The sequence below is a fragment of the Streptomyces fuscigenes genome (genome assembly GCF_021556455.1).
Classification (GTDB): Bacteria; Actinomycetota; Actinomycetes; order Streptomycetales; family Streptomycetaceae; genus Streptomyces; species Streptomyces fuscigenes.
In genome coordinates this window covers 18,291-39,754 of record NZ_JAKGCV010000007.1, presented here as the reverse complement: position 1 = coordinate 39,754, position 21,464 = coordinate 18,291, and the positions used below count along the sequence as shown (strand labels likewise).

Genomic DNA, 21,464 nt, shown 5'->3' with positions numbered 1-21,464 from the left:
CGTGACCGTGGACCAGCCGACCGTCGGCATTCTCCACCCCGGCAGCATGGGCGCCGCCGTCGCCGCCTGCGCCGCGCCCAGGGCTGCCTCGGTCCTGTGGTGCGAAGCCGGGCGCAGCACCGCCTCCGCGACCCGCGCCGCGCAGGCCGGCCTGACGCCCGTGGCTGCGCTTCCTGAGCTGCTGGAGCGCAGCGACATCGTCATCAGCCTTTGCCCGCCAGCCGCAGCCGAGGACCTCGCCCGCGACGTCGCCGACTGTGACTTCACCGGGGTGTACGTGGAAGCCAACGCGATCAGCCCCGAGCGCGCCCAGCGGATCGCCGGGCTGCTCGAACCTGGCGCTGTCGTTGTGGATGGTGGTGTCGTCGGATCCCCGCCGGTGCGAGGCAAGGCACCGTCCCTGTACCTGTCCGGGCCGGCCGCTGCGACCGAGCGCATCGAGGTGCTGTTCGCAGGCACCGCCGTCCGCACGGTGGCGCTGGGTACGGAGATCGGGAAGGCGTCCGCGCTGAAGCTCGCATACGCGTCGTTCCAGAAGACGAGTCGGGTCCTGGTGGCGCTCGCGGTTGGCATGGCGCGCGAGCACGGCGTCGACCAGGAGCTCATCGAGGTCGCCTCCCGGCGCACCGACTCGTACCTCTCGGAGCCGCAGTACATCGCCACGACTGCGGCCCGCGCGTGGCGGTGGGGCCCGGAGCTGGAGGAAGCCGCCGACACGCTCGCGGCCGCCGGCCTTCCGCCGGAGATGCTGCGCGCGGCTGCGTCCACGCTGGCACGGTGGCACGACGCCAAGGACGACGGCGAGCTCACGCTCGCTGACGCTCTGGACCGCCTCGCCCAGCCGTAGCCCGCGCTCATGCCGACGTGGCTCCCGCCCGCTGCGCCAGCAGCTGGTCGATGAGCCGCGCCGCCTCCTGCGCGGTTGCCTCCGTGGTGTCGACGGTCAGGTCCCAGGCCCTGCCCGGGTGCGCATCCAGATCCTCGCGGGTCGCGTCCCACGCCACCAGGCGCGCCGCGGTATCGCTGTCGCCACGCCCCGCCGACCGCTGCTCGGTCACCTCGCGCGGGCACCACAGCAGCACCACCGACCAGTTGGCCAAGTAGCCGTCGAGCAGGGCGCCGATGCCGTCGACCTGCCCGAGGTGCACCACCGGCACCCCCGCCGCGAACGCCGCGTCCAGGCCGGGCCGGTCGATCACGTACGTGTTGCCGTACCGCGCGTTCGCGTAGACGACATCGCCCGCAGACTCCAGCGCACGCAGCTGTTCCGCCGTGCCCATCCGGTAGCCGGCCGACTTGCCCGTCCCCACCTTGAGCCGCGCGAACTGCGCGTACCGCCGGCTCAGCTCGGTGAGCGCCGCAGTAACGGTGTCCTTGCCCGAGGCCGGCGGTCCGTACAAGACCACGCCCTGACGCCCTGTCACGCGTACATCGCCCCCATCGCCTGCCGGGCCTGGTCCGCGAGCGTGACCGCGGTCCCCAGCCGGTTGTCCACCACCAGGTGCGGGACCGCGGGGCGCAGGTCCAGGTCGATGGTCGCCATGTACTCGTCCCACCGCGCGAGCTTCCACGCATCGCGAGCGGCGGACCGGAAGGTGATGTATTCGCGCATCGACTCCTCGTCGCAGCGCACCCACACGGGGAAGACGTCGACACCCATGGACGCGGCCCGGTTGGACAGGCGCTGCATCCAGGACGGGTCGGTCATCTCGGAGATGAACGGGGCCGAGAGCACGGTACTGATCCCGCACTTGATGTTCGCCATGGCCGACTGCATGAGGCAGTCGTACTCCACCGAACGGACGCGTTCCCGGTAGAGGTCTGTGTGCCTGTCGTTCGGGTCGCCGCCCAGCGCCACCAGGAGACGCTCCACCAGCGGACGGGTCAGCGGGTCCTTGTCGAGCAGCGGCCAGCCCGTGAGCTGGACGAAGAAGCGGGCGAGTTCGGTCTTCCCGGAACCGGCGTATCCGCCCACCAGGATCAGGACGGGGCGGTGCGGGTCGCCGCCGGTGTGCCGGCGCTTCCAGGCGTCGATGATCCGCTGCTGGAGAGCGAAGTGCCCAGCATCCTCGGTACCCGGCGAGATGCGGTGGATCGCTCGCTCAACGGCAAGGACGTGGGCGCCGTTGAGGCGGTGGTCCATCGGCGTCAGCACGAAGGATGTCTCCTCCCCCGGCAGCGCGGCACGAAAGCCGAGGTCCGGCTCGGTCGCCCGGTAGAGGAGGCAGTAGGCACGTCGGTAGTGCGGGCCCGGGTAGACCTCGCCCTGTTCGTGCTGCCACAAGGTCTGGGGATTCGCGGCCGGAATACCTTTCAGCCTGGCCTGCTCGGCGACCTCGCGAAGGCGCTCGCCAGCCCGCTCCAGAGTCAGCCCATGACCCTCGCGCTGCTCGCGCAACTTGTCCGGTTGCCACCCCGATCGATGCTTGCCCACCCTGTGCCCCTCCGCCATCGTCATGGCCGCGACCCTAGATCCAGGACCGCGAATCCCATGTGTATGGGGATGTTGAAAACCCGTGTATGGCGCTGCGCACGAGCTTCGACAAGCCCTTGTGATGTTGTTTCTTTGCATTCGCGAGTGTGATGGCCCCCACCTGATGACAAGTCACGAGGGGGTCCCAGATGGTCGGGCGGGGGTGCTCAGGCATCGAACGCGTACTCCAACACGTACGCCGCTGTGTCCATGGTCATCTCGTTCACCTCGACTGCCCGCAGCGACGCATCGAACGCACTTCGACAGAGCTTGATTACGGGGCGCTCCAGCGGCATGGCCAGACCCTTTGCCTCCTCGGCAACGGGCAGCCGGCACCGGATCTCTTCGCGGAAGTGAGCAGGTGCGTGCCCGATCTCAGCGAGCCGGGCGTATGTGCCGCCCTCGCCGGTGTCCACGCTCATGATCGCTGTGTTCTCGGCCAGGTCGAGTGGCAGGTACGAGGTCGCGAGCATGACGGGCCTGTCGTCCAGCACGAAGCGCCGGGACCGAGCGCACACAAGCTCATCCTCGTCAACGTCGAGCATTCGGGCGATGTGTCGCGGCGCGGCCACCGTGTCTACGCGGACATCGATTGTGACTGGGCGCTCCTCATCAGCGGACCAGATGGACTTGCCGGCACCCCACTGCTCGCGTGCGAGTCGCTGGATGCCGTGACGTCGAATCGGGCGGAACTCGATGACGCGAGCGCCGGCCCCCTTCTTCGTCTCCACCAGGCCCTCGATCCGCAAAATCTTCAGAGCCTGGCGGGCCGTCAGCGCAGCGACCTCGTACCGAGTGGCGAGCGCGCTCTCCCCCGGGAGCCGGTCGCCGGGCCCGTACTCGCCGGACTCGATCGCCGCCTTCAGGTCGTCGGCGATCCGCTGGTACTTGGGCCGCTGTTCGCCCACATCACTGGCCATTTGTCTCCCTACCTCGCTAGCGATCCTACGGCCGCTGACTACCGAGGAACTGGTAGGGGCGCCCCGGTCTGTGGCGGCGCCACAGCAAAGAGACTACCTCGTTAGCGTAGTACTTGACATCGTTAACGAGGATTGCTCTACTGGGGATCACGCCGGACCTCGCTAACGAGGTGGGAGTGTCGAAGAGGCACCCCGTTTGTCCGTGCGAGCCCTGGGATGACGCCCTCCGGCGGAGTTCCGCGGTGACTGCTCGTTGAAAACTCCACAGAGGCGCAATCCGGGACGACATGAGCCGAACCACCCGCCCTCCGAGGCCAGGCAGGCGGCTCCTCTGGACACCCCGGCCCCGTCCGCAGGGGGTGCGGACCGCCAGCCCGCAGGCGGAGATGCGGGACAGGCAACTGCGACAAGCCAGCCCTGCCGCGCGAAACAGCTCTCCGAAGCACCTTGTCCCTACCGCCCGCTCTCGCGGGCGACAGGCGATTTGAGCGAGCGCGCGGTGACACAAGGCAAAGATCGCGGCCCCGTAGGTAGCAGTACTGACCGGTTCGATTCCGGTCCGGGGCTCCACGGCCTACGCGCCGCTCAGGCCTGGGTAACCCGCCCGGTCATCTCAACCGTTCCAAGGAGCCGTTGTGTTCGGAAAACACCGCGAGGCCTGGCAGGCGAAACGCCGCCATGCCCAGCTCATGCACATCGCCACCGACGTTGTCTGGCGGAAGGACGTCGGTCTCAGCACTCGCTGGGACCGCGAGGAACTCGCACGCCTCTTCGCGGGGCGCGTCTACTCCAGCCGCGGTGAGTCGATCGAACCCACTGACGCCTTCCCGTACATCGCCGCGGCGCTCGCCGATCGCGGCATCTCGCTCCCGTGTGGACCGGCGGAGCCGGTCAGCGGCTGAACTCCGAGCGACCACAGCGGCCCCACCGGTTTCGGTGGGGGCCGCCGTGGCTGCTCGGCGCAGCCACACGCACGACAGCCCCGGGCACCCTGCCCCGGGCTCGCTGGTCACCTGCGCAGAAAGGCAACCCGCATGCGCGTCAGCATGACCCCCACCGCCCCGCAGCACCTGCCCGGCGACATCGACGTCGAGATCGGGCCGCGCCGTCCGGGAGCCGTCTACCAGAACGTTTCCGGCGCCTTCGAGGTGCTGGCCCTGATCACCGATCCGGTCCGGGCCGCACAGATGCTCAAGCGCGGCAGCGCCCGATGGGCGCTGGTCGTGCGTGACGTCCTGCGCGCCGATGGCCAGCCGTTCGTCATCGGCTCGGTGTGGACGACCAGTGACTACCTGGTCCGTCCCGCCAAGAGGTCGCCGGCCTTCGAGGCTGCGGCCTGAGCGTCCCGCGCTCCCCCTCGCCGCCGACCAGCCCCACGCAGGCCGGCGACGTCGGAGACCGCAGGAAGCGGTTGGTGCGCGCCCGGGGCGGCTACCCCGGGCGCGCGACACAGGAACACCCCTCGAAAGGACCCCCTGTGCGAGCAACGATCATCGCACGACGAGTACCGCGTGCGGCTGCGGAACCGGAGCCCCGGCACGACCGGCCGGCCCCCCAGCCCGCGCCCGCCCGGCCCCACCCCACCGCTCGCGCCGTGGCGACGCCGGAGCAGCGCCTGGGCGTGCTGCTGCTGCGCATCGTGCGCGAGCAGGACGACCGCATCCCGCCGGAGCGGCGCGTGCCGCGCACCCGGGCGGAGATGGAGGCCCGGCAGCGGGCGGCGGAGGCGACGCGATGAGCGACGCCGACGACGAGCGCCGCCGTGCGGCGGAGGCGATGGAGCAGGCCCGCCAGCAGGCGGCGCAGGCCCTGGCCGCCTCCCAGCAGGCACAGGCCGCGCTCGCTCAGACCGTCGCGCAGATCCCCAACCGGTAGGAGCCGAAGATGCGTTATCGGATGATCCGTCGCGCCCTCCGGCGCCTGAGTGTCATGGCGTCGTGGGCGTGCCCGAACTGCGGCTGCCTCAACCCCGACGGTCACGTGAGCTGCGGCTTCTGCTGACCGTGGCCGCTCACCTCATACGGATGGCCCGCGCCGCCCAGCACCGGGCGGCGCGGACCATCCGCCGCCACGGCCTGCGCCACCCCGCCACCCGTCACGCCCTGGCGCTCGCCGCCCGGGCGGCCGCGTGGGCGTGGGAGGCCGGCCACCACGTCACCGACCTGCACCCCCACCCCCCTCGACAGGACGAACCATGAACCGCCCGGCTCGCCTCACCGACCTCTACGACCGGTACATGACGGCAGCCAAGCTCCACCGCGCGCACAGCGAGTCCTGCGACACCTGTCGACCCGACGCCCCGTGCGAGACGGGCCGGCCGCTGTGGGAGCGCTTCACGCGCCTCCAGGACGCCTACCTCACCGAACTGTGCAAGCAGCAGCACTGACCAGGAGATTGCCATGTTCCCTCGCATCGACACTGCGCCCGACGTCATCAGCACGATCACGGAGTCGGTACGTGAGCACCGCAGGCGCCTCGCCAGCGGCAGCCGGTATGTCTCCCACTACGGCACCGACAGGGAGACGGTAGGCCGCTACCAGGCGGTTGCGGACGCGGTCGTGGAGGCCGAGCTGCACATCGCCTTCAGCAAGCGTTCCGGGGGGGGGCTCCGAACTGGACCGAGGAGCACACGGTCACCTTCACCGCGGTCGCGCGCTGCACGGGGCACGGATGCACCGACCCCACGCACAAGACTGCGAAGAGCGAGGCGTTCCTGCTGGACGCGGACGCCGACGAGACCGCCCCGAATGCGCTCCCGCTGATCGCTACGGCCCGCGCCTGGGCGCAGAAGCACGCCGAGACATGCCGCGCCCTGCCCTACACCGGCCACTGACCACCGCCGCCGCCTCCTCGGCGGGCGGCTTCACGCAGGAAGGAAGAACAGCATGGAGTGGAAGAAGTGGACGGCGTGGTGGACCCCGCGCGGGGTGGTGCTCGGTGTCCTCGGGCTCATCACCGTAGGCATCGCCATCCTGTCGGTAAGGGTCAGCTACGAGATCCTCAACCCGCACTTCGGCCTGTGGGCCGCGCCCACGGTCGGCGCGCTGGATGCCTTGTGGGTGATCTTCCAGGCCACGGAGATCCTGGCGGGCAACGACAAGGCGCGCGTCCGTCGCGTGCAGTGGGCCGGCCTCGCCCTGACCGCGCTCAACGCGGCGATCCCGACCTTCGAGCTGATCGCGCACGCCGACAAGGCCGGCTTCGACATGGCCTACGTGCTCACGCCGGTCGCGATCGCCGCGTCCAAGGGCACCTGGTGGCTCGTGCTTCCCTCACTGGGGCGCAGGGTCTCCGGGGACACCCGGTCGCAGATCGATGAGCGGCGCCAGGACGTCGCAGACCGCCTGGAGGTGATGCGCGCCGACGCCGCCCACCGCGTCGAGCTGCTGGAGGCCGCGACCGAGCTGGAAAAGCAGGTCGCTCGGGCAGAGACGGCCTACCGGCTGTCCGTCCTCAAGACCCGCCAGGCCACCACCGAGGCGTTGCACGAGCAGGCTCAGGCCACCCAGGCGGCCATCGAGGGCAAGCCGCTGCCGGATCTCGTCACGGCGATCACGCTGCCGGAGCTGGAGACCTGGACGCCCGTCACACCGGCCCTGCCCGCCGGGACGGGCCGTGACGGTTCCGGCACGGCAGCCTCTGACCGACACGGCGACGGCACGCAGGTCAACGCGGGTGCGGCGGATTCCGGCACGGCGCCCGGCACGCCGGGCGTGACGGAAAGCGGGACGCCGTCACGCTCCTCCGCCCCGACCGTCACGGTAGAGCAGCTCGCGGCCGTCGCGGGCGTGCCGGTTCCCGTGGTCGGCGAGCGGCTGACCGATCCACAGATGGACGTCGTCCTGCGCCACCTGCGCTACGCCGACGAACCGCCGCGCTCCTACCGCCAGGCCGTGAGCGACTTCCGCGACGCCGGCTACGTCGGCAGCGAGGAGCGTGTGCGCCGTGTGTGGGGCGGCCTGATGACGAAGGAGGAAACCCCCCGCCCCGAGGCCCCCGGGCCGCGTCAGGCGTCCGAGGAGACGGACACGGACGACGACTCGGAGGATGCCGACGCCTGAGCAGGCGTCACATCTCGTCCGGCACCACCAGTGAGGGCCAGCCCGCGCGCCGCGGGCTGGCCCTTGCTGCGACTGCCGGAAGCGGCACGCAGTCGAGCGTGCAGACCCGGTGAGTGACCTGGTGAGCGAACTGTGCGTTCGCAGACCGCAGGGAGCAGACCCGGCGAGCACCCCAGCCCAACCGGACCCAAACCCCCACGTCGGCGCGGTGCGCCGCGACACCGGCATGGGCCGATACGACAAGGAGCAGCGTGGCACAACGCAACTCGCGCAGCAGGCGTTACCACGACCATGACCACTCCGGCAGCGACGAGCTGTACGGACAGGCCGCGGGCGCCGTCGGCGGCATCGTGATCGTGTTCGGCGGCCTCGCCGCGATCAAGGACAAGTTGGGTCTGTCCTGGCCCGCGACCGTCCTCGTGACGGCCGGCGGGCTGGTCGGCCTCGGCTACCTGGCCTGGCGCATCCGCAACACCGCCCGGCGCCTGTGGGCGCGCGAGGACGGCAAGGAGGCCCCCGCGGTCCTGCGGGAGGAATCCCCCGCCGGAGAGGCCGCTGTCGCGCCGGACCTGGCGCACCCGCAGCTGACGTCGACGCTGCTCACGGCCGGAGCCATCGGCCGCGACCAGGTCATCAGGGCCGACGAAGTCACCATCGAGCAGGTCAAGACCGGCACGGTCTACGACTTCCTCATGCCGCCCGGCCGCACCTACGGCGACGTCGAACGTCGCCTGGGTCAGGTGGCCGGCGTGTTCGGCGTGACCCGGCTGCACCTGACGCTCGATCGCAGCCGCGACAGCGAGCGGCGCGCGCGCCTCCTGGTCCTCGACCAGCCGCCGTTCACACAGCCCTTCCCCACGCCCACCAGGGCGGAGATCGCGGCATTTCCCGGCGTGCCCTTCGGGCACGACGTCACCGGCCAACTCGCCGGCGTGCCGACCTTCGAAAAGGCCTCGCTCCTAGTCGGTGGCATGACGCAGATGGGGAAAACCACGCTGATCAACGGACTCATCACGTGTCTGCTGATCGCGTACGGCGAATTCGACCTGTATCTCCTCGACGGTAAATTCTGCGGGCTGACCAGGTTCTCGAAAATTGCCACCCGCTACGAAGCATCCGATCAGCCCGTCGTCTTCGAAAGCATCGTTGACGAGCTGAATACGCGCTCCGAGCGGCGCTACACGAAAATGCAGGAAGCCATCAAGAACCGGCAGCCTGCACCGAAGTTCCGGCCCGTCTTCTTCATCGTGGACGAAGCCGCCGACTTCTTCGCCAACGACGGATCCAACGAAGGAAAGGAAGACACCCGCCGCATCGCGGAAAAAACCCGCTCCCTGGTCGCAAAATGCCTGGAGTCCGGTATTTCCACGATCCTGCTGACACAGCGGCCGGCACAGAACGCCATTCCAGTCATGGTGCGCGACCAGTTCCTCTACCGCATGTGCATGTATGTGGCTTCAGAAGGAACAGCCAAAGTTGCACTCGGAGACACCTACTTCGAGACCGTGGCCCCGATCAATCCCGCCCTCCTCAACCCCGACATCAAGGGGCAGGGTGTCCTGTTCGCAAACGGGCGGTCGACACTCCTTCGCGGCTTCGACTTCCACGACAAGTTCGTCTGGGACGTCGTGGACGAAGTGGAAAGCCGACAGCAAAAGGCGGTCGAAGAAGCGCCTATTTCCCCGCTCAAGCAGGGCATCGACTTGATGCGACAGAAGGGCGTCGAGTTTATGCCCACGTCCGAGCTGGCCCCGGCTCTCGGCATCGAAGAAACCACGCCGGTCATGCAGGGGAGACGACTGTCGGCACTACTGGGCGCCGCGTCGAGCAAGGACGACAAGGGGGTGCGGGGCTACCGGCTCACGGACCTCACAGCAGCCCTTATGTCCGGGTCATGACCCGATCTGCATCCGCCGGACCATCTGCCAGGCATCCGCCGGGCATCCGCCGGACGGCACGCGTCCGGCAGATGCCCGGCGGATCACGGCAGATCTCTGGCAGATCTCTGGCAGATGGCAATGACGCTCCTGACCTGCACATACACCCGAATCCCAGCTGAAGGAGGGATGAGGCTCTTGAAGGCCTCCACAGCGGTCACGATCGGCGTGGGAGCGACCGCGGCCGTCATCGTGGCCGCGCTCGTCCAGGGCGCCGGCGACGACCCCCTGTCCGCCGCGCTCAGCCTCGCCGTCCCCAGCCAGTACAAAGGGCTGGTCGAGCAGGCCGCGAAAATGTGTCCCGAGGTCAGCCCGAATCTGCTGGCCGCACTCCTCACGCAGGAATCGGGATTCAATCCGAAAGCCCACTCATCGGCGGGCGCGGAGGGTATTGCGCAATTCATGCCCGCCGCGTGGGAATCCCACGGAATCGACGCCAACGGCGACGGAAAGCGGGACGTGTGGGATCCCGAGGACGCGATCCCGTCGGCGGCCGGGTACCTCTGCGACATAGCGAAAGACGTCAAAGATGTCCCCGGTGACCATCAGAGCAACATGCTCGCCGCCTACAACGCAGGATCCGGCGCCGTCCACAAATACGGCGGTGTGCCCCCATACCGGCAGACACAGAACTACGTCCACACAATCAACGCCCTCGCCCGCCAGCCCGGACCTGGAGGAAAGACCCTCACGGGAAACCAGGCCAATACCGCGATCGACGCGGCGCAGGGCATGCTCGGCACCCCGTATTCGTGGGGTGGCGGAAACGCGAGCGGCCCGAGCACGGGAATCTGCTGCTCCCCCGCAGGGCACTCCGGCGCGAGCATCGTCGGATTCGACTGCTCGGGCCTCACGCTCTACGCCTACGCGAAAGCAGGGATCTACCTGCCTCGCACGGCAGCCGAGCAGTACACCGCATCCGAGCCGGTAAGGCCCGGAGACCAGCGTCCGGGAGATCTCGTTTTCTATGGCGCGACCCCCGGCGGTATTCACCACGTCGGTATCTACATCGGCGGCGGATGGATGATCAACGCTCCGAAGCCCGGCACCAAAGTTCGATTTGATCGGCTCGATTCGATGACCGACCTGTATTCGATCGCCCGCCCCGTACCCCACGCCCAAAAGGAGATCTGACCATGCGCGCGTTCATCACCCTCGCCAAGCCCGTCGACATGTCCGGCGGATTCAGCGACTTCTTCAAGACCATCGGCATGACGGGCGGGGGCCTGGTCACCAAGGGCATCGCGGCCGTGATCGCGATCATCGCCCTGCGGATGCTCCTGTCACTGTCCCACGACCCCAAGGGCGCCCTGCGCAAGGGCTCGATGGCGCTCGGCACGCTGTTCGTCGCCGTGATCCTCGCCCTCTACGGCAGCGAGCTGTTCTCCACCGTCACCAGCGCCAAGAGCTGAGGACCGCATGGCCATCCTCGACAAGGCCGCCAGCGACCCCTGCGCCAAGATGTCGGGCCTCGCGCTCGACTACTGCCGCAGCGGCTCCAAGGGCGGCGGCAGCAAGTGCACCGACATCCCCGGCCCGGCCAAAGACCTCTGCGAGTCCGGGGGCGCCGGCGGGGGCGGTTCCGGCATCACCGACAGCGCCTCCGAGGAAGTCAAGAGGCTGGCCGACAGCCTGATCGGGACGCTGAAATCACTGATCGCGTCCAAGCGCAGTTGGGCGCCCCATGACGCCACCAGCGGCCTGTACAAGCCGTTTCTGGAGCTTGGCCAGCACCTGGCTGTTGCGATCTTCGTGTGCGTGATCGTGGTGTGCGCCCTGACTGCCTGGCAGGGTGTACCGCGGCTACGGCAGATGGGAGCCTCGACTGGGTCCGCGCTGGTGGCGGTGGCCGGCATGGCCGCCGTCCCCGGCGCCGTGGCGCTACTGAACAGGGCGATCAGCGCAGCGTTCTCGGCAGCGTTCGATAGCGACGAGACCACCCTGTTCGGCGCGATCAGCCACGACATGGAGAGCGGAGCGGACGCGAAGAACCCGTTGGCGATCCTGATCATCATCTCCGCGCTCGTGGTGGCCTTGGCGTTCGCTGCCTTGGTGTTCCTGACGCGCAACCTGGGCATCCTGGCGTTCGTCTGCATGGCGCCCCTCGTTCTCGCGTCCATGGCTCGCAGTGGTGATGTCTCAGCCGTCAGGGCGTGGGCGCAGCGGCTGCTCGGGCTGATGTTCTGTCCGTTCGCGCTGCTCCTGGTCGCACCGTTCGTGAAGGCGGCACAGGGCTCGCTCGTGGTGGATGCCGTACTGCTTGTCGCGGCGGATGCCTTGATGCTGCGGATGATCTTCCATGGCGTGCCCTACGTCGGCCCTCGCGTGGCGGGCGCCATACGGGAGCTGGTGGAGCGCCACACCACCAACCCCATCGGCCACGCCATGGTGCGGGCGGGCGTGCCGAAGGTCTACGAGCAGGAGAACAGCCCGCGCGGGCACCGGACGGTGGAGACGCCGGGCCGGGCCATGCACCAGGACCGCGGAGTCCTTTACGCCGCCTACGGCGTGAAGCAGCGGGAGCGCTCGCCGCGGCTGACGACGGAGTCGGCCATCGCGAATGCCCAGCGGGAGGCCGGGCGTAGCGCGCAGATCAGCCAGGCGCGCCGCGAGGCACGAGAGGCCGCCGGCTACCCGACTCCTCGCCGCACGGCCGCTTCCGCTTCTGCGGACGCTGCGGGCGGTCAGCCTCCGCAGGTACCGAGTCGACCGGCTCAGGCGCCAGCCGCCCGGCCCAGGCCGCCGGAGCCGCGCAACCAGTAATCCCGGCAGCACCCGGCCCGCGGCGGTCGCCACCACGGCGACCGCCGGGGGCCGGGGCCCGTCCGGCCACACCCCTGATGGAGGCAAACCCGTGTACACGCTGACGCCCGGCTACCGAATCCCCGCTCTGCAGCGCGGCCTGAGCCCCGCCGAATCCCTGCTCACCAAAGCCAACGCCGGTATCGGCAGCGCCGTGCTGATGTCCGCGCTCCTCTCGCCCCCGCCCGCCTGGACGTTCGGCGCGGTCGGCGCCGCTGCTGCGCTGATCAACGTGGCGCCAGGGCCGCGATCGATCGCTCGGTGGGCCACGGTCGGCTACCGGCACCTGCGCGAGCGCGGTGTCCCCGACGCCATGACGGGCCAGGCCGGGACGACGGCGACGTGGGGCGTGTATCCCGAGCACGGCACCATGCAGGATGCGCACCGCCGGACCGCGTTTCACGAAGCGGTCTCCCGGGCGCTGACGTTCGCCGGTGGGCAGACCCGCAACGCTGGTGTCCAGGTCCACATCACGCATCACGCAACGGTCGGCGAGTACACCGAGCACACACAGACGATCTCCGTGCACGTCCCCAAGGCGCTGGTGAGTCAGCCGGACCGAATCCTGGACACCGTGCGCGGAGAGTTCGCCCGCCTCGGCAGCCTCGCCCCCGTGACCCCGCAGCCGGTGCCGGCCGTGGTCGGCCGAGGCTCCGGGTGGGTCGAACTCGAGGACGGCCGGCACGCGGCCACCGCCCGGATCACCGCGTGGCCCGACGAGGACAGCGGCGACCTGATGGCCCGCCTCCTGCTGGGACACACCGCCGACCGCTCCTTGGCCGTCCTCTACCGGCCGCTGCCCGCCGCGCAGTCCCGCCGGTCCGCGAAGTGGCAGTCGGCCGCGAGCGAGGCGTTCACCACGGACAAGGTCAAGGCCGCCGCTCAGGAACTGGCGGGCGGTGCCACGCACGGCGCCCTGGTCCAGGGCGCCGCCCTCGTCGACCTAGACGCCTACCTCACGGTGTGGGGCGAGAGCCCCGAAGACGTACGCGAGGCCCGCTGGCAGGCGTCGCTGAGCGCCGACCGGCACCGCATCCGCCTCGACTGGCTGCCCGGCCAACAGCACCGCGCCCACGTGATGACCACCCCGCACGGAGCCTCCACCAGGAAAGGGGCGATCCTCTGATGATCCGCCTGCCCTCCAGCCACGCCGCCATCACCGCCCCCCTTGTCGCCTCCAACACCAGCTTCCCCGGCATCCCGATCGGCCGTTCCCTGCTGGACGGCCGCCGGTTCTGCCTCTCCCCCGTCCTGGCCGACGCCGCCCTCCTGCCCTCTACCAACTCTCTGGCGCTGGGTGGGCTCGGCTCCGGCAAAAGCACGACGTCGAAGGCGCGCATCCGGCGCGAGATCCTCCAGCACGAGCACCAGGCCGTCGTCATCGACTCCTTCGGCGAGGACAACGCCGGCGAGTGGGCGCCGCTGGTCCGCTCCCTCGGCGGCCGGGTCGTCCAGGCCGGGACGTTCACGCTGAACCCCTGCTCCGAGCTGTTCCCGCCCGCGGTGCGCGAGCAGCTGGTCCGCTCGCTGATCCTTGCGGTGGAGCCCGACGCGCTCAGCCACCAGGCCACCCACGCTCTCCAGCATGCCCTGGCCCATCCCAAGGCCACGTCGCTCAACGGGCTCGTGGACGCGCTCGTTGCGCCGGAGGACGGCCGGTGGCCGGCCGCTCGGGTGACCGAGTGGGGCGAGCCGGCCGCGCTCGCCCTCTCCCGCTACACCGAGGGCTCCCTAGTCGGCCTGTTCGATGGGCAGGACGCGAGCCTGCCCGAGACCGACCTGTCCATCCTGTCCTTCGACTTCACCGGCCTTGACCGCAACAGCCCGGCGATCCCGTCGCTGATGGCGGCCGTGTCGTGCTGGGCAGAGCACGTGTGGCTGCCGCAGTCGACGGCCGTGCACCGCCACCTGGTCATCGAGGAGGCGTGGCAGATCCTCCTGTCTCCCGCCACCAGCGAGCTGATCCAGCGCCTGCTGAAGAACAGCCGGAAGGCCGGCCTGTCGCTGGAGGCGGTGATGCACACGCTGTCCGACCTCGGGGAAGGGCGGGCGCAGGACCTCGCGCGACTCTGCGAGGTCGCCCACGTCGGACGCCTAGGACCTGAGGAAGCCGCCCTGGTGGGAGCGCTGTTGGGCCTGCCCGCGTGGGCCATCGACATGATCCCCAGCCTCGACCCGGGCCAGGCCGTGTGGAAGATCGGCGCGAGCCACGTCGACGTTGTCCAGACGGTCCTGGACGACGAGGAGATCGCGCTGACGGACACCTCCGTCCGACGCCGCACCGCGCAGCAGCTTCTGGTGCTGGACCAAGAGGAGAGCGAGGACGCGGGCAGCCACCAGCTGGCGATCGAGCAGGAGGCCGATCCGCTGGACCTCAGCGACGAGGACGCCCGTGAAGACGAGATCCCGGCGACGCTTGAGCAGCTCCTGTCCAACCCCGCCGACCAGCCCGAGGACGGGTGGGACTGGGAGATGCCGCCCAACGTCATCGACCCTCGTCACGCGCACGCAGTGCAGGCTGCCTTGGAGGGCCGATGCAGCGAAGCAGCTGAACTCGCGGCTCTCGGAGAGCGCGAAGACATCGCTGCCCATGGCATCAATTCCCCGCAGGCTGCTTCCTGGTTGTCGACGCGTGCCCGCGTGGCTGACGTCTGCGGAAACCCCGCCCAAGCCCAGCAGCTCCGTGCCACCGTCGTGAACATGAGAAAGGAAGAGGGCGTGGCCAAGACCGATGCCGACTGGTTCACCGGGAAGCAGGACGCACCGCAGTGGTACGCGGGACAGCCTGTGCCGCCCGCCCCCGTGGCACCGCCGTCCGTACCGCCGGCCGACGACCCCGGAGGGCGAACCAGCCGACGCCGCACCTGGTCCTACGTCGCTGCGGTTGCTGCTGCGAGCATCGTCACCGCCGGAATCGTGCAGCACACACACGAGGAACAGCAGAAGCACGAGCGCGCAGAGAAGGCGCTCGCCTACAAGGGGCGGGCTGGAGCAGCCCTTCACCTCGATGGCGTCCACGCCTATGCCATCGCGCAGTGGAGCACTCACCGGGACAAGGTCACCGTCGAGCTGCGGAGCTACTTCGACAAGAACGCGAAGTTCCTGCACATCGAGGCGGATGACAAGAGCGCGTCCAGCGTCAGGGAGGACGGGTGGTACCCCCGCGACCTCGAAATCACCCTCCCTGTCACCGACCCCCTCGCGGACGTGACCGTCAAAGTGGCGGTCGGCGGGAAGACCTGGCACGACGGATCCTCGGGCATCGTCCGGACCGTGCGCCTGTCGCCCTCGGGAGTTGCCTACGACGCAGAGAGCGGACGGCAGTTGCCCTCCGACCTCTGAACCCAACGCACACCATGCTGGCGGCCCCGCGCTTCTCGGAAGGGCGGGGCCGCCAGCGTCTTTCCGGTCGTTCCGCCAATCGGACGACAAAACTGACGTTGGGCTGCCCCGCGAGCTGGACGCGGCTCGCGGGATAGCCGGGTGCTAGCTGCTCATCCGAGGGAACGGCGTGATGATGGTGGAGGTTTCCGGCTGCGCGTCTGCCCCGAACGCAACGTGGGAGGCAGGCGCTTCGTCGGCAACGAGAAGCTCCGGCTGCGCGAACTTCCTGGTGGCTTCCAGAACGTCGGGGACGGGGAATTCTCGACGCTCGATATAGACACGCGCGACCTCCCGGTCGATGGGGCTGGGGAGGTCCACTTCCTTGGGCATCTTGAAGTTGGTTTCACAGAGGGCCTGGACGATCCGCCACCCCTCATAGAAGACCTGCATGAAGCTGCCGTCGTGCGGCATCGGGCAGACGATCAGGTTCCTCTGTTCGTCCTTCTTGATCGCGTCAGAGGATCCCGACTTGCTGGGAACGATGGCGACCCGCAGTCCCCTGGCTGCTTCGAGATGCGATCGGTTGATCTTGACCGTGGTGCCCACCCAGTGATCGGGCTCAGTGGAACCGAGGAAGAGGTCAGCCTTCCACAGGCCCCTGATGCTCTGAGGCAGCTGGGCGCGGGTGCTGGGACGCCGGAACGCAGCGGCGAGCCGGTTGAGATGTCCCTTCAACTTCACGGGCTGCCCACGCTCTCCGGACAAGACCCTCGACTCGGTCGTGACGAGGTCGATCTTCGTGGAGATCAGCTGCTGAGAGCCGCTCTTCTCGATGGCGAACAAGATCGATGACGGGTCGCCTCGGTTGATCCGACAATGGCCGAGGGCATCGGCCACCCGCTCGACAACGATGGGGACCCCGTTAACTACCGCATCGTGAACGGCGTATTCAAACGCGATCCCGGTGTCCCCATCCCCCTGACTCCTGATCTTGCCGAGGAGCTTAAGCTTTATGTCCTCGCGCTTCCCGATCGCACTGAGCATGTCCTGGCCGATCGAGTGATAGATCCCCGCGATGATCGGCCGTGTGACCGCCACGAGGGCGCTCACCTCATCAGCGACAGGGTTGTTCTGCTTCTCAACGCGAATCTGCACGCATCACCAGCTTCTTTGCGGGGCGCCCCTAGGCACCGAACCAGGAGTCCCGCTCACCCGTCTGTCGGCACTCCTCACCTCAACCCTAGGCTGGGGGTCTGACACCTGGTTCGGATAAGCTGGCGACGTCGGTTTCGACGTCCTGGGCTGCGTCGCTGACGACGCGTACGAGGGCAGGGCCTGGGCGCCGGTCAACAACGTGACCGACCTCCTCAGTGCCTTGACTGGGGAGCTGATGCACGATCCGGACGTACGCTGCCTGCCCACGACCGCTGGGTCGTCACGACCAGGTAAGACGACCCTGACGACCCTCCTGCGGCACGCGCAGCCACGTGCCCGGAGTCCGCAGCTACCACCCCCGCTTTCAGCCCCGCAGCCAGACCCTGGCTGCGGGGCCTTTTTGCGGTCACACGGCCGTACATGCGAAGCGCCCCTGCTGTCCCGGACATCGGTTCGGGACAGCAGGGGCGCCGGTCGGCCCCCGACGTCACTCGCTGGGCAACCGGGCTACGAGAAGCTCCGCCACCTCGTGCAGAGCGTCCGAGGCAAGCGAAGAGACGAGCACCTCCACGATCCCCGCGGGAGAGGGATCCGGAATGGTGAGAGGCGACGTGGCCCGCCCGGCTCGATCGGCGTTAACGCCGTTAACGGTGGAGCTCGCGGGAGGCCTCTCGCTCGGGTCGTTGTCGGAGGTCTTAACGGCGTTAACGGTCGGCTCCGGCTGAGCCTGGGCGTGGTCCTTGCGAGGTGATCGCTGGCGGGGGGTCTTAACGGCGTTAATGGCGACCTCGGCCTCGACCGCCTGCTGCTCCTTCGGCATGCGGCCGATGCGGCGCGCGGGCTCTACCCGCAACTCCCCCGTCTCGACCTTCTCTTGCAGTTCCGGGGTGAGCTCCAACAGCGCCAAACGTTGCGAGACCCAGGCCGGCGTCTTGCCGAGCCGCACGGCAACCTTCCCCTGCGAGCCGTGGACTTCGACCAGAGCCTGGATTGCCTTGGCCTGATCCATCGGCGGCACGTCCACCCGATGCACATTCGCGATCAACGCTGTCTCAAGGATGTCTGCCGCGCTGGTGGCCAGATCATCGTTGACGTCGATCCGAAGCTCTCCGAGCCCGGCGAGATGAGCGGCGGCCAGACGACGGTTGCCGTCGATGACCACGTACTCGGCATCACCAAGAAGCTCCTCCTGGCCAGGGTGCGCCGACAGGAACGTGCCCCGCCGCACCACAGTGACCGGCTGGACCTGTCCCCTGACCCGCAACGATTCAGCGGTCTCCTCGACATCGGAGAGCTCTTCCCGCGGGTTGAACGGGTTATGCGCCAGCGCAGCCAGATCCACCGCGGCCGGCGGCCGCCGGCCCTCACCCTTGAGGATCTGTGCACGAGTCCTCACCTTGCGCGCGGGCTCAGCCGACTCCGCTGCCTCCGGGTTGATCGCGAACCCCTGCGTCACACGCTCACCCTGGTTACGGGGCTTCGTCTGCCTCATACCGCCAGCTCCTTCGCCAGATCCCGCATCGCGTTCGCGTGCTCACTCTCGGGGGCGTACTCCAGCAACGGAATCTCCCCGTCGCTCGCCTCGCGCCCTTCCTTGAGGTCCCCGATGACAGCGAGAACTGCCGGAGAGGCGCTGCGCTCCCACTGCTCCTTGTTCTGGCTGACGAGCTTTCCGCGGCGGCTGTCGTAGGCGTTGACGACCAGTCCCAGGTAGTCGACCTTGATCCGGCCCTTCACGCAGAGGTCATTCATCTGCTTGGTGAGGAGCTTGAAGGCCCGGTGGGAGGCCTTGTTGGCCCACACCGGAGTGATCACGCCCGACCGATCGGCGAGCTCGCCCTCCCGTCGGCGTACGTAGTAGAGCGCGGTGTCCATGTTGAGGCCGAGGCTGGGCGGCCCGTCGATGATGATGACGTCGTAGTCGGCTTCCAGCGGTTCGAGTGCTCGCTCGAGCGCAGCCTCACTGAAGGACACCTTGGACAGCGACACGTCGCGAAGGAACGCGTCATCGGATGCCGGCAGGAGATGCAGCCGCTCGCCGAACCGCGGATGGTCCAGTGCCACGAGCAGGTCGTGGATGTCGCCCTTCGCGGTCCCCTCCATGTGCATGAGGAGCGTCTCCACGTCGTCCTCGTACATCAAGTCCTCGAACCCGAGCTCCGAGGTGAGGTGGCCCTGGGGGTCGTAGTCGACGATCAGGACCCGCTTGCCTGACTCCGCCAGGGCCTGTGCGACGCCGCTGCTGATGAAGGTTTTCCCGACGCCGCCTTTCTGGTTGGCGACTATGACCCGCGTGACCGGCTGGGCAGTCAGAGGCGCAGTCGGCGAGGGATGGGCCTCCAGCCAGAGACTGAGCGCCTGGGCGAGTCCCTGAACGTACGTCACGCCGCGGTCGGCACAGGCTTCCTTGAACTTTTCGGGCTCGCCGGGAGGCAGAAACGTGCCCCAGGTCTTCGCTCCGTCAGTGGCTACTTCGGGCGGATTCGGCAGGTCGTACCACGCCCGGATGGCATGCTCCGCAGCGTCCTGGATGTCCATGCCGTGCTCGAACGCCCGGATCTTCAGCAGACGACGAAGCTGAGGCGTAAGAGCGGTGATTAGCTTCTCACGGTCTCCGCGAGGGCTTGGGATGCTCATGAGGCCGAACATTACTAGGTCGGCTGGGTAATGGCAGGTAATCGATCCGCAACTGCGACAGGTGTCCCGAATGCCTGCTCCTGCCATGAGCCGAACGGGCATGCAACCGGGCCCAGTTGATTGAGGACGCAGCCGCACCGCCCAATCTGGCGCTACGGCGCTCCCAAGGGAGAGCACGAGGCGCTGGGAACCCCGCGGCTCACGAACATCCACCGGCTTGGGCGAGCACCACAAGCCCCCTGCTCAACACTGGAGGCAGGCGCCGTTCAGCGTCAGCGATCCTGAACGAAGCTTCCCTTGCCGTGGGTGGTGACGATCAGCCCGCGGTCGCGCAGTTCCTGGATGGCGCGGCGGGCGGTACCGAGGGCTACGCGGTAGGTGCGGGCCAGGTCGCGCTCGCCGGGCAGCCGGGCGCCGGCGCTCAGCTCGCCAGCCTCGATCTGCCGCTGTAGTTCGTCAGCCAGCTGCGCGTACACCGGTACGGGTGAGCTAGCGCGGAATGGGCCCTCCGGGGTGTCCTGCTCGTCGTCCATGGCCGCACGCTCACATAAGGGACAGCTCCCCGCAGATCTGAACAGCTCCATACAGCTCTATGGAGCTGTAGTGGGCGGTACGCTCGGTTCCGGTGCAGTCCCCGCGCTCTCGATCGGCGCGGGGCGTGACGGGGAAGGCGAGCGACATGGGCTCAAGCTGGCGAAGCAGCGGGAGCGGGGCCGATGCCGGCCCGGTGCAGCAGGCGGTGGAGGCACAGCAGATGCGCGTGGATGAGGCGTGGCGCGCGTACACCGGCCACACCCGCAAATGCACGCCGTGCGCGACGGGTATCGACTGCGCGAAGGCTCAGACGCTCAAGGCGGTATGGCGCGCGACCAAAGCGACCTGACTCGCGGTCGGCGACTGCGCCGGCCGGGCGTTGCCGGGGGTGGCTGGCATGCTGCCGGGCATGGACGAGTTCGTGCCGCGCCGGGTGTACGGCGCTGATCATGACGACCCGGACCCGGGCCCGCGGCCCGGGCGCGAGTACCGGGAGTTGGTGGGCGGCCCGCTGGACGGCCTCCTGGTCGACGTGACGGGCTGGGACGCCGAATCCCTTGTGGAGGGCGCCGCGCTCTGCACGGAGATCGGGCTCTACGGGCCCGGCGGCCGGGCCATGTACGGGCCCCGCAACGGTCAGCCGGCCAAGTGGGACTGGGAAGGCGACTCCCTGAGCAGAGCCTGTTCAAGGGCCTGCGACCGAGCTGTATTTCGCGTTCTCTATCGTTTCGTCTGTGACGAAAGATCCGGTGGGTGACGGGCAGGAGCGGCGGTCGGTGCGCGAGCAGCTGGTCGCGCGCACGTGTGCGTGGTGCGGGAAGCCGGTGCCCTACAAGGGCACGGGGCGCCCGCCGAAGTACTGCACCGCTGCTCACCGCACCCGCGCCTATGAGCTGCGCACGGCGCAGGCCCGTGCGGGGCGCCCGCCGGGCGAGGGCGGCCAGGTCCAGGAGCCTGTGGTGCGGGTGGTGGAGCGTACGGAGACGATCGTGCGCACGGTGGTGCGCCGGGAGCCGGGCGAGGTGCGCGAGGTGCCCGCGGCCCGGTTGAGCGGCGAGCCGTACACCCTGCCCGAGGACGCGGTGGAATGGGCGCAGGCACTCGCGCACCTGCGCCGTACCGCAGAGGCCGGCGGGCTGCCGGACGTGGCACGCGAGCCGCTCGCGCGTGCCTGTGAGGCCGCCGCCCGCGCCCTGCGCAGCCCGCGGCCCTAGTCGGTGCCCAGGTCGCTGTCGGGCCGGCAGCCGGGGCAGGGTTCCGCGCCGGCCGCGAGGGCCTCGATGGCCTGCTGGCGGGTGCAGGCGTGGCCGCCGTCGTGGCGGGAGATGAAGAAGCAGTTGGCCACGTGCAGCCGGATGGGCCGCCCGTCGTCGTGATGAACCCACCACGGCCGCTGCGCTGCCCGGCTCGCCTGTATCTGCTGGCCGCGCCGACTCTCCGCGTGGAGCGTCTCCTGCTGGATCCACACGTCGATGCGCGCGAGGTCCTGGAGAAGGAAGCGGCGCAGGAACTGAAGGAGCTCCATCCGCGACGAATCTGCCGGGTCCGGGCTCACGGGGCCGCCTTGGCGGCCGGAGCGGCTCGCATCACCAATGGTCCGGGTCGGCTTCCCGGCGGGCGC

At 69.0% G+C, this 21,464-nt stretch carries 24 protein-coding genes and 1 pseudogene; 17 read left to right on the top strand and 8 right to left on the bottom strand.

What is annotated here, in order from left to right; genetic code table 11:
- Window positions 1–7: 7 nt before the first annotated feature.
- Window positions 8–847, top strand: coding sequence for a DUF1932 domain-containing protein (locus L1885_RS02105; RefSeq protein WP_235795212.1), 840 nt, complete (start codon window positions 8–10; stop codon window positions 845–847).
- Window positions 848–854: 7 nt separating this feature from the next.
- Here L1885_RS02105 and L1885_RS02100 read toward each other — a convergent pair whose 3' ends face one another.
- The 3 genes from L1885_RS02100 to L1885_RS02090 form a co-directional block, all read right to left on the bottom strand.
- Window positions 855–1,424, bottom strand: a complete 570-nt coding sequence (locus L1885_RS02100; RefSeq protein WP_235795200.1) for a phosphotransferase-like protein — start codon at window positions 1,422–1,424, stop codon at window positions 855–857.
- On the bottom strand, window positions 1,421–2,458 hold the full coding sequence (locus L1885_RS02095) for a P-loop nucleotide/nucleoside kinase family protein (RefSeq protein WP_235795199.1): 1,038 nt from the start codon (window positions 2,456–2,458) through the stop codon (window positions 1,421–1,423). Before L1885_RS02095 ends, L1885_RS02100 begins: the two co-directional genes overlap by 4 nt.
- 182 nt (window positions 2,459–2,640) lie before the next feature.
- Window positions 2,641–3,393, bottom strand: coding sequence for a GntR family transcriptional regulator (locus tag L1885_RS02090; protein WP_235795198.1), 753 nt, complete (start codon window positions 3,391–3,393; stop codon window positions 2,641–2,643).
- Between the two features lie 635 nt (window positions 3,394–4,028).
- Between L1885_RS02090 and L1885_RS02085 the strand changes: the two genes are divergently transcribed.
- From L1885_RS02085 to L1885_RS02025, 13 genes are all read left to right on the top strand, one after another.
- Window positions 4,029–4,295: a hypothetical protein gene (locus L1885_RS02085; RefSeq protein ID WP_235795197.1), complete on the top strand. Its 267-nt coding sequence runs from the start codon at window positions 4,029–4,031 to the stop codon at window positions 4,293–4,295.
- A gap of 132 nt (window positions 4,296–4,427) precedes the next feature.
- Window positions 4,428–4,733, top strand: coding sequence for a hypothetical protein (locus L1885_RS02080; RefSeq protein WP_235795196.1), 306 nt, complete (start codon window positions 4,428–4,430; stop codon window positions 4,731–4,733).
- A 254-nt stretch (window positions 4,734–4,987) separates the two neighbouring features.
- Window positions 4,988–5,131 (top strand): hypothetical protein, encoded by a 144-nt coding sequence (locus L1885_RS02075; protein ID WP_235795195.1) that lies wholly within the window; start codon window positions 4,988–4,990, stop codon window positions 5,129–5,131.
- Window positions 5,128–5,268 (top strand): hypothetical protein, encoded by a 141-nt coding sequence (locus L1885_RS02070; protein WP_235795194.1) that lies wholly within the window; start codon window positions 5,128–5,130, stop codon window positions 5,266–5,268. Before L1885_RS02075 ends, L1885_RS02070 begins: the two co-directional genes overlap by 4 nt.
- A 128-nt stretch (window positions 5,269–5,396) precedes the next feature.
- Window positions 5,397–5,591, top strand: coding sequence for a hypothetical protein (locus tag L1885_RS02065; RefSeq protein WP_235795193.1), 195 nt, complete (start codon window positions 5,397–5,399; stop codon window positions 5,589–5,591).
- On the top strand, window positions 5,588–5,779 hold the full coding sequence (locus L1885_RS02060) for a hypothetical protein (RefSeq protein WP_235795192.1): 192 nt from the start codon (window positions 5,588–5,590) through the stop codon (window positions 5,777–5,779). Before L1885_RS02065 ends, L1885_RS02060 begins: the two co-directional genes overlap by 4 nt.
- Window positions 5,780–6,278: 499 nt before the next feature.
- Window positions 6,279–7,454: a hypothetical protein gene (locus L1885_RS02055; RefSeq protein WP_235795191.1), complete on the top strand. Its 1,176-nt coding sequence runs from the start codon at window positions 6,279–6,281 to the stop codon at window positions 7,452–7,454.
- Window positions 7,455–7,705: 251 nt separating this feature from the next.
- Window positions 7,706–9,352, top strand: coding sequence for an FtsK/SpoIIIE domain-containing protein (locus tag L1885_RS02050; protein ID WP_235795190.1), 1,647 nt, complete (start codon window positions 7,706–7,708; stop codon window positions 9,350–9,352).
- Window positions 9,353–9,520: 168 nt separating this feature from the next.
- Window positions 9,521–10,525, top strand: coding sequence for a bifunctional lytic transglycosylase/C40 family peptidase (locus L1885_RS02045; RefSeq protein ID WP_235795189.1), 1,005 nt, complete (start codon window positions 9,521–9,523; stop codon window positions 10,523–10,525).
- 2 nt (window positions 10,526–10,527) lie between these two features.
- Window positions 10,528–10,803 carry a hypothetical protein gene (locus L1885_RS02040; protein WP_235795188.1) on the top strand — a complete coding sequence of 92 codons (276 nt, stop codon included), beginning with the start codon at window positions 10,528–10,530 and terminating at the stop codon, window positions 10,801–10,803.
- Window positions 10,804–10,810: 7 nt separating this feature from the next.
- Entirely contained in the window at window positions 10,811–12,154 is a 1,344-nt protein-coding gene (locus tag L1885_RS02035) for a hypothetical protein (protein ID WP_235795187.1), read from the top strand.
- A 91-nt stretch (window positions 12,155–12,245) separates the two neighbouring features.
- Window positions 12,246–13,319, top strand: a complete 1,074-nt coding sequence (locus L1885_RS02030; protein ID WP_235795186.1) for a hypothetical protein — start codon at window positions 12,246–12,248, stop codon at window positions 13,317–13,319.
- On the top strand, window positions 13,319–15,535 hold the full coding sequence (locus L1885_RS02025) for a putative type IV secretion/conjugal transfer ATPase (protein ID WP_235795185.1): 2,217 nt from the start codon (window positions 13,319–13,321) through the stop codon (window positions 15,533–15,535). The genes L1885_RS02030 and L1885_RS02025 overlap by 1 nt, the downstream gene beginning before the upstream one ends.
- A gap of 144 nt (window positions 15,536–15,679) precedes the next feature.
- Here the strand turns inward: L1885_RS02025 and L1885_RS02020 are convergent, their stop codons facing one another.
- The 4 genes from L1885_RS02020 to L1885_RS02005 form a co-directional block, all read right to left on the bottom strand.
- Window positions 15,680–16,672, bottom strand: coding sequence for a hypothetical protein (locus tag L1885_RS02020; protein WP_235795184.1), 993 nt, complete (start codon window positions 16,670–16,672; stop codon window positions 15,680–15,682).
- Between the two features lie 487 nt (window positions 16,673–17,159).
- On the bottom strand, window positions 17,160–18,164 hold the full coding sequence (locus tag L1885_RS02015) for a ParB/RepB/Spo0J family partition protein (RefSeq protein WP_235795183.1): 1,005 nt from the start codon (window positions 18,162–18,164) through the stop codon (window positions 17,160–17,162).
- Window positions 18,161–19,309 (bottom strand): ParA family protein, encoded by a 1,149-nt coding sequence (locus tag L1885_RS02010; RefSeq protein ID WP_235795182.1) that lies wholly within the window; start codon window positions 19,307–19,309, stop codon window positions 18,161–18,163. The genes L1885_RS02015 and L1885_RS02010 overlap by 4 nt, the downstream gene beginning before the upstream one ends.
- Window positions 19,310–19,581: 272 nt before the next feature.
- On the bottom strand, window positions 19,582–19,842 hold the full coding sequence (locus L1885_RS02005; RefSeq protein WP_235795181.1) for a GntR family transcriptional regulator: 261 nt from the start codon (window positions 19,840–19,842) through the stop codon (window positions 19,582–19,584).
- A 146-nt stretch (window positions 19,843–19,988) separates the two neighbouring features.
- On the opposite strand from L1885_RS02005, the gene L1885_RS02000 reads away from it, so the two are divergent.
- The 3 genes and pseudogenes from L1885_RS02000 to L1885_RS01990 all read left to right on the top strand — a co-directional run bounded on the left by L1885_RS02000 (window position 19,989) and on the right by L1885_RS01990 (window position 21,057).
- Window positions 19,989–20,192, top strand: coding sequence for a hypothetical protein (locus tag L1885_RS02000; protein WP_235795180.1), 204 nt, complete (start codon window positions 19,989–19,991; stop codon window positions 20,190–20,192).
- A gap of 60 nt (window positions 20,193–20,252) precedes the next feature.
- A pseudogene (locus tag L1885_RS01995) lies at window positions 20,253–20,510 on the top strand (hypothetical protein); the annotation flags it as partial.
- 67 nt (window positions 20,511–20,577) lie between these two features.
- Complete coding sequence (locus tag L1885_RS01990) at window positions 20,578–21,057, top strand: hypothetical protein (RefSeq protein WP_235795179.1); 480 nt, start codon at window positions 20,578–20,580, stop codon at window positions 21,055–21,057.
- Here the strand turns inward: L1885_RS01990 and L1885_RS01985 are convergent.
- A complete protein-coding gene (locus L1885_RS01985) occupies window positions 21,054–21,368 on the bottom strand; it encodes a DUF6233 domain-containing protein (RefSeq protein ID WP_235795178.1) in 315 nt (104 codons plus the stop codon). The two genes, L1885_RS01990 and L1885_RS01985, sit on opposite strands and share 4 nt — an antisense overlap.
- Between the last annotated feature and the right edge of the window lie 96 nt (window positions 21,369–21,464).